The 7,125-nt window shown below is 52.9% G+C and carries 5 protein-coding genes; all 5 read left to right on the forward strand.

Annotated elements, in window-relative coordinates:
• Positions 1-424: 424 nt before the first annotated feature.
• The 5 genes from F8N49_RS23515 to F8N49_RS23535 all read left to right on the forward strand — a co-directional run bounded on the left by F8N49_RS23515 (position 425) and on the right by F8N49_RS23535 (position 6,961).
• Positions 425-1,633, forward strand: coding sequence for a TolC family protein (locus F8N49_RS23515; RefSeq protein WP_024014899.1), 1,209 nt, complete (start codon positions 425-427; stop codon positions 1,631-1,633).
• A gap of 89 nt (positions 1,634-1,722) precedes the next feature.
• Entirely contained in the window at positions 1,723-2,946 is a 1,224-nt protein-coding gene (locus tag F8N49_RS23520; protein ID WP_151552794.1) for an efflux RND transporter periplasmic adaptor subunit, read from the forward strand.
• A gap of 26 nt (positions 2,947-2,972) precedes the next feature.
• Positions 2,973-6,140: a CusA/CzcA family heavy metal efflux RND transporter gene (locus tag F8N49_RS23525; RefSeq protein ID WP_151552795.1), complete on the forward strand. Its 3,168-nt coding sequence runs from the start codon at positions 2,973-2,975 to the stop codon at positions 6,138-6,140.
• Positions 6,141-6,282: 142 nt separating this feature from the next.
• The gene (locus F8N49_RS23530; protein ID WP_024014896.1) at positions 6,283-6,477 is read left to right on the forward strand and encodes a co-regulatory protein PtrA N-terminal domain-containing protein; all 195 of its coding nucleotides are present in this window, start codon (positions 6,283-6,285) and stop codon (positions 6,475-6,477) included.
• 151 nt (positions 6,478-6,628) lie between these two features.
• Positions 6,629-6,961 (forward strand): DUF2790 domain-containing protein, encoded by a 333-nt coding sequence (locus F8N49_RS23535; protein ID WP_024014895.1) that lies wholly within the window; start codon positions 6,629-6,631, stop codon positions 6,959-6,961.
• Positions 6,962-7,125 lie beyond the last annotated feature (164 nt).

The following is a 7,125-nucleotide window of genomic DNA, read 5'->3' on the forward strand; positions in this document are numbered from 1 at the left end:
ATAATGATCTTAAAGCCTGTAGCCGCTACAGGGTCAAGCTTAAACCCCCGGTCTTGAGCCATCACAGCGACTCCTTGCGACAACGTGTCGCACTTTGACCGTTGAATCGAACACTGGGCAAGCGCCACACATGGTTAACCAAAATCGACAAGTGCTGTTCGGCAGATACCAGGTTGGTATTTGTTTCGGCATATTGCTGCCCCCACGTTCGAATCTTTCATTCCTCCTATGCTAGTGCAAAAAAAATAGCTGCATCGTTGGATAACGTATTTGTAATTTTTCAGTCACCTTGCTGATAAGTGCAAAACTTTACATTTACGTATAGAGAATAGGCGTTGAAGGAACTATGAAATTGCGTCCGCATAGAAAGTTAACTGCACCCTTGAACATACAAAAGTCCTTACTAGTTGTAGGCTTGAGTTGTATGTTCTTAATGGCAGACACCAGTTTTGCCGCAGTTTCGTCTTCTCAGACGCTGACCATGGATCAGGCACTGGAATCGGCCTTTGCTAACAATCCCGATTTGGCGGCAGCACAATGGGAAATTGGTATCAGCCAAGGAGATCGAAAACAAGCGGGTTTGATTCCCAACCCCGAGCTTTCTTGGGAAGCTGAAGATACCCGACGGAGCTCGCGCACTACGACGGTAATGATCAACCAACCGATTGAGCTTGGCGGCAAGCGCGGAGCTAGGATAGACGTTGCCAGTCGAGCCCAAGACGCGGCTAGTATTGAATTGGAGCGTAAACGCAATATTCTACGTGCAGAAGTCATCCAGGCCTTTTCTAGCGCCTCGACGGCCCAGCAGAGATTGCTCTTATCGCGTCAATCCCTTGTGCTTGCCGAGCGCGGTGTTCGTGTTGCTCAAGGACGGATTAATAGTGGTAAATCATCCCCCATCGAAGGTACACGAGCAGAGGTACAGTTATCTGAAGTGCGCCTAGAACTGCGGCGTGCTGAGCGCGACGAAGCAAATGCCTATCAGCAGCTTGCGCGCGTAATGGGCGCACCGTTGCCTTCGTTTAAATCCGTCGGTGAGTCAGACCGGCCAATGCCCAACGTTCCGGAACCGTCACTGCTGCTCAACCGCATCGGTGAAACTGCCGAATTACGATTGGCAAAACTACAAATTGATCAGCGTGAAGCTTCTCTTGATCTGGAGAAGTCTCAGCGTGTTCCAGATCTCACCGTAAGTGTGGGCAGTCAATACGATGAACGAGAACGCGAGCGTGTGAACGTTGTGGGGCTGTCGATGCCCATTCCGTTGTTCAATCGTAATCAAGGCAATGTACTGGCAGCAGCCCGCCGAGCCGATCAGGCCCGCGACCTTCGCAATTCAAGCGAGTTACGCCTGCGTACAGAAATTCAGATCGCTCTGGATCAGTGGATGACGGCGAACACCGAAGTTACCTCTTTCAATCAAACCATCCTGCCTGCCGCCCAAAATGCCGTCGACACCGCGACCCGAGGTTTCGAAATGGGCAAGTTCAACTTCCTGGATGTGCTCGATGCACAGCGCACGTTGATCAGCGCACGTAACCAATACATCCAGGCCATTGCAGAGGCAACAGACGCCTGGGTGCGCATTGAGCGAGTTTTCGGTGATGTCACTCAGTTAACTCGTTCCCAGTGAATTTCATATAACGCTTTTGTACCGCTGCTCAGCACTGCATTTGTCACGCTAATTCGTGACTGCCCGATTGAGCTGCGTAGGGAGTTTCCATGGATAAAAAACAAATTTTTGTTATCGCGCTGACCCTGACGGTGGGCATGGGAATCGGCTCATTCTGGGTTGGTAACACGTCTGCACCGTCCGCCGAAGCTCAGCCTCATGAGGAGCATGGCCACGATGATGACGCCAACAAGGATGCTGGTGGGTCAACAGCTGTAGGCGAACATGCCGAGGGCGAAGAGGAAGAAGGTCACCTGACACTTAGCGAGGAGCAGATTAGCGCGGCTGGCATACAGTTGGCCGAAGCAAAGGCACAAAGCATCAGCCTGTCATTGCCCTTCCCCGGAGAAGTCCGGTTCGATGACGACCGGACTTCCCATGTCGTGCCCCGAGTGCCTGGCGTCGTCGAGTCGGTACATGTCAATCTTGGCCAGCCGGTGAAAAAAGGCCAGCTACTAGCCGTTATCGCCAGCCAGCAAATTTCTGATCAGCGTAGTGAGCAAGCCGCAGCGCAACGTCGTCTGGAGTTGGCGCGTACCACCTACGAGCGTGAGCGACAGTTATGGCAAGACAAAATCTCTGCCGAACAAGATTTCCTTCAAGCCCGTCAGGCTCTGCAAGAAGCTGAAATCGCCCTCAGCAATGCCCGTCAAAAAATCAGCGTACTTAGTGGAAGCTCGGTAGCCAGCGGCGGCAACCGGTATGAGCTGCGTGCGCCGTTCGATGGCGTCGTGGTTGAGAAACACTTGGGCCTTGGTGAGGTTGTCAGCGAAACCACCAATGCCTTCACTCTTTCGGACTTGTCCCGTGTGTGGGTAACTTTTGGCGTCTCCCCCAAGGATTTGAACAAGGTGCTGGTGGGCAAGTCCGTTACCGTCAATGCCCCAGAGTTGAGTGCCGAAGTTACGGGCACCGTGGCCTACGTAGGAAGTTTGTTGGGCGAGCAGACCCGTACCGCCACGGTCCGCGTGACCCTACCCAATCCGAAAGGCGCCTGGCGTCCCGGACTGTTCGTTACCGTGCTGGTAGATACCGATACCCGGCAGACGAAAGTCGCGGTGCCAGAAGTGGCGATCCAGACGGTCGAGGATAAACCTACAGTTTTCGTTCGAACTGATGACGGATTTAAGGCGCAGCCGGTGGAAATAGGCAGTCGTGCGGCGGGTCTGGTTGAGATCACAGAGGGCCTGGAGCCCGGTGTTCAAGTCGCTGCTGCCGGCAGCTTCATTCTGAAGTCAGAGCTGGGTAAAGCCTCGGCTGAACACTCCCACTGATCCGCCATTTCCACGAGAAGGTTCTTATGTTCGAACGCCTGATCCAATTTGCAATCGAGCAACGCATCATCGTGCTGCTCGCGGTTCTTCTCATGGCTGGCCTCGGCATCGCCAGCTATCAGAAACTTCCGATCGACGCAGTACCCGACATTACAAACGTCCAGGTGCAGATCAACACGGGTGCCGCAGGTTTCTCGCCACTGGAGACAGAACAGCGAATCACTTTCCCCATCGAAACCGCCATGGCCGGCTTGCCAGCTCTTGAGCAAACGCGTTCGCTCTCACGCTCAGGTCTGTCGCAAGTCACCGTGATATTCAAGGAAGGCACCGACCTGTTCTTCGCCCGGCAATTGGTCAATGAGCGACTGCAGGTTGCCAAGGAGCAATTACCCGAGGGCGTGGAAGCGGTCATGGGGCCGATCTCTACCGGCCTGGGTGAAATTTTCCTATGGACAGTTGAGGCAAAAGAAGGCGCCGTTAAAGAGGATGGCAGCCCTTACACCCCGACCGACTTGAGGGTGATCCAGGATTGGATTATTAAACCTCAGTTGCGCAACGTTCCCGGCGTCGCCGAAATCAACACCATTGGTGGTTTCGCCAAAGAATATCAAATTGCTCCCGATCCAAAACGCCTGGCGGCATACAAGCTGACTCTGACTGATCTTGTGACGGCGCTGGAACGGAATAATGCCAACGTCGGTGCCGGATACATCGAACGCAGTGGTGAACAACTCCTCATTCGTGCCCCCGGGCAGGTGGCAACCACCGACGACGTTGCCAACATCGTGATGGCTAATGTCGATGGCACGCCAATCCGCATCAAGAATGTGGCAACAGTTGATATCGGCCGTGAGCTGCGCACGGGTGCGGCTACCGAAAACGGTCGTGAAGTCGTGCTTGGCACTGTGTTCATGTTGATCGGTGAAAATAGCCGAACCGTCTCTCAGGCCGTTGCCGCCAAACTGGAGCAAGTCAATCGGTCACTACCTGAGGGGGTGGTGGCGGTCACGGTATACGACCGTACCAATCTCGTGGACAAGGCGATTGCCACGGTCAAAAAGAACCTGATTGAAGGTGCGATCCTGGTCATCGCAATTCTGTTCCTGTTCTTGGGCAACATTCGCGCCGCATTGATCACTGCCATGGTTATTCCTTTGGCCATGCTGTTCACATTCACCGGTATGTTCACCAACAAAGTCAGCGCCAACCTGATGAGTCTCGGCGCGTTGGACTTCGGCATCATTGTTGACGGAGCGGTGGTGATTGTCGAAAACGCGATCCGGCGCTTGGCTCATGCACAACAGCACCATGGACGTATCCTCACACGTTCCGAACGGATGCATGAAGTGTTTGCAGCGGCAAAGGAAGCGCGCCGCCCACTGATTTTCGGTCAGTTGATCATCATGGTCGTGTATCTCCCGATTTTTGCCCTGACCGGTGTTGAAGGGAAAATGTTCCACCCCATGGCGTTTACAGTCGTAATCGCCCTGCTGGGCGCCATGCTGCTGTCCGTTACCTTTGTTCCTGCGGCGATTGCCATGTTCGTAACTGGCAAGGTCAAGGAAGAAGAGAACGTGATCATGCGTGGCGCGCGTCGGATGTATGCACCTGCGCTGGATTGGGTCATGAAGCACCGATCAGTGGCCTTTGCCATGGCACTAGGCCTCATTGCAGTGTGCGGGGTTGTCGCCAGTCGAATGGGAAGTGAGTTTGTACCGAGCCTCAGCGAAGGGGATTTTGCCCTGCAAGCACTACGCGTGCCGGGCACCAGTCTGACGCAATCGGTAGAAATGCAGCAGCGTTTGGAAAAGCTAGTGCTGGCAAAAGTGCCTGAAGTCGAACGAGTTTTTGCTCGTACCGGTACCGCAGAGATTGCCTCCGATCCAATGCCGCCGAATATCTCTGACAGCTATGTGATGCTTAAGCCTAAGGATCAATGGCCTGATCCGAACAAATCCCGGGATGAGTTAGTCGCGGATATTCAAAAGGCTACGGCCGCGATGCCCGGCAGCAACTATGAGCTTTCGCAGCCTATTCAATTGCGTTTCAACGAGCTTATATCAGGCGTGCGCAGTGACGTAGCCGTTAAGGTCTTCGGTGATGACATGGCAGTGCTTAACAGCACAGCTGCGAAAATCGCTGCCTCTATGCAGAAGGTCGAAGGAGCTTCAGAGGTCAAAGTCGAGCAGACCACAGGGCTACCAGTACTTACCATTAACATCGACCGTGACAAGGCCGCGCGTTATGGCCTGAATGTTGGCGATGTACAGGACACCATAGCGGTAGCGGTTGGTGGTCGCCAAGCGGGTACGATGTATGAAGGAGACCGTCGTTTCGATATGGTTGTGCGTTTATCCGATGCCATGCGCAAGGACATTGAAGGGTTGTCTACGTTGCTGATTCCAGTACCGGCGCTGGTCAATGGCAATGCAGAACAGATTGGTTTTATTGCCCTCTCAGAAGTGGCAACTCTCGATCTGGTGCTTGGGCCGAACCAGGTCAGTCGCGAAAATGGTAAGCGTCTGGTAATCGTAAGCGCTAACGTGCGAGGTCGGGATATAGGCTCTTTTGTTCAAGAGGCCAGCAGCGCTATTGATCGAGAGGTACAGGTGCCGGCTGGTTATTGGACTAACTGGGGTGGGCAATTTGAGCAACTCCAGTCGGCTGCGAAACGTCTCCAAATCGTTGTCCCGGTGGCCCTGCTCCTTGTATTTGCCCTGCTTTTCATGATGTTCAACAATCTCAAGGACGGCCTCCTGGTATTCACCGGTATTCCATTCGCGTTGACTGGAGGGGTCATGGCTTTGTGGCTACGTGACATCCCGCTATCGATCTCGGCGGGTGTTGGTTTCATTGCTTTGTCGGGGGTTGCGGTGCTGAACGGTTTGGTGATGATAGCGTTCATTCGCAATCTTCGAGAGCGGGGGTATTCGTTAAATTCTGCTATCAATGAAGGAGCCCTCACGCGGCTTCGTCCGGTATTGATGACAGCTTTGGTGGCTTCCCTCGGCTTTATACCTATGGCTCTGGCCACTGGCACCGGGGCAGAGGTTCAACGACCACTGGCCACCGTTGTGATTGGGGGCATCCTGTCCTCGACTGCATTAACGCTGTTAATACTGCCTGCGCTCTATCAATGGGTGCACCGCCACGATGAAGATGAACCCGCAGAAGGGAGAATAACAACCCAATAGTTCTTTTGGTTTTGAGCCCGCTGCGGTTGTTCATCAGCGGGTTTTTTATACCAGGAACGATTACGAATATGTAATCTGAGCGCCACCGTGATGATAGGTTCGCATTGATACCCTAATAGCGTTATCTATATGAGGTGTCAGAATGAAACTTACTAAAATCTTTGCTGTTGCGGGCGCTTTGGCCCTTTCTTCATTCGCTATGGCGGAAGGCGGTGGAGACAGAACATTCGAGAAGATGATGGCGGCAAAAGATCTGGCAATGGAGAAGTATGTGGCGAAACAAGGAAAAAATGCCTCAGTGGTGTCAAGTGACGAAAAGAATGAGAAGGCTAAGTAAGCGTAGCCATGCAGTTTGGAATCAGCCCGCCCCTAGGCTCCTAGTGGCGGGTTTTTTTTGCCGGTTTGATTACATACTTGTAATTTTAGCGCCACCCGGTCGCAATCATTAGCCTGATATTATCTTGACTGTATTAGTTGAGGTGCTGAATATGAAATCTATCAACATTTTAGCTTTGTTCGGAGTTTTAGCTGTCTCGTCAAGCGTGTTTGCAGAGGGGGGAGGAGATAAGGCTTTCGAAAAAATGATGGCTGCCAACACCAAAGCTATGGAGAAGTACGCAGTCAGCCAAGGAAAAAGCGCGCCGGTACCGAAGCGATATGAATATGGAATGAAGGTGGATGTGGTAAAGGTGATCAGTGTGGTGCGGCCTGCGAAAATCTGCGCAGTAGTGCCGGCCGCAATGACTTATGAAGACTCCGTAGGGCAACTAAACACGATCACTTACACTGTAGCTGGAGACTGCCGTAGGCGAGGCGGTTAATACCTGCGCTGTCATATGACAATTAAACGCGCGACCCGCTTCGTTAGTCAAAGGTGTCGGGCGTTTTTGTTTGTTCGAGTTCTGAAAGGCAAAAAAAGACGCCCCGAAGGGCGTCTCAAAATTCACCTTACCAAAGGAGCAAAGGAGCTTCCAAAGGTGAATGG

The organism is Pseudomonas sp. GXM4 (genome assembly GCF_008923895.1).
GTDB classification, from domain to species: domain Bacteria; phylum Pseudomonadota; class Gammaproteobacteria; order Pseudomonadales; family Pseudomonadaceae; genus Aquipseudomonas; species Aquipseudomonas atacamensis.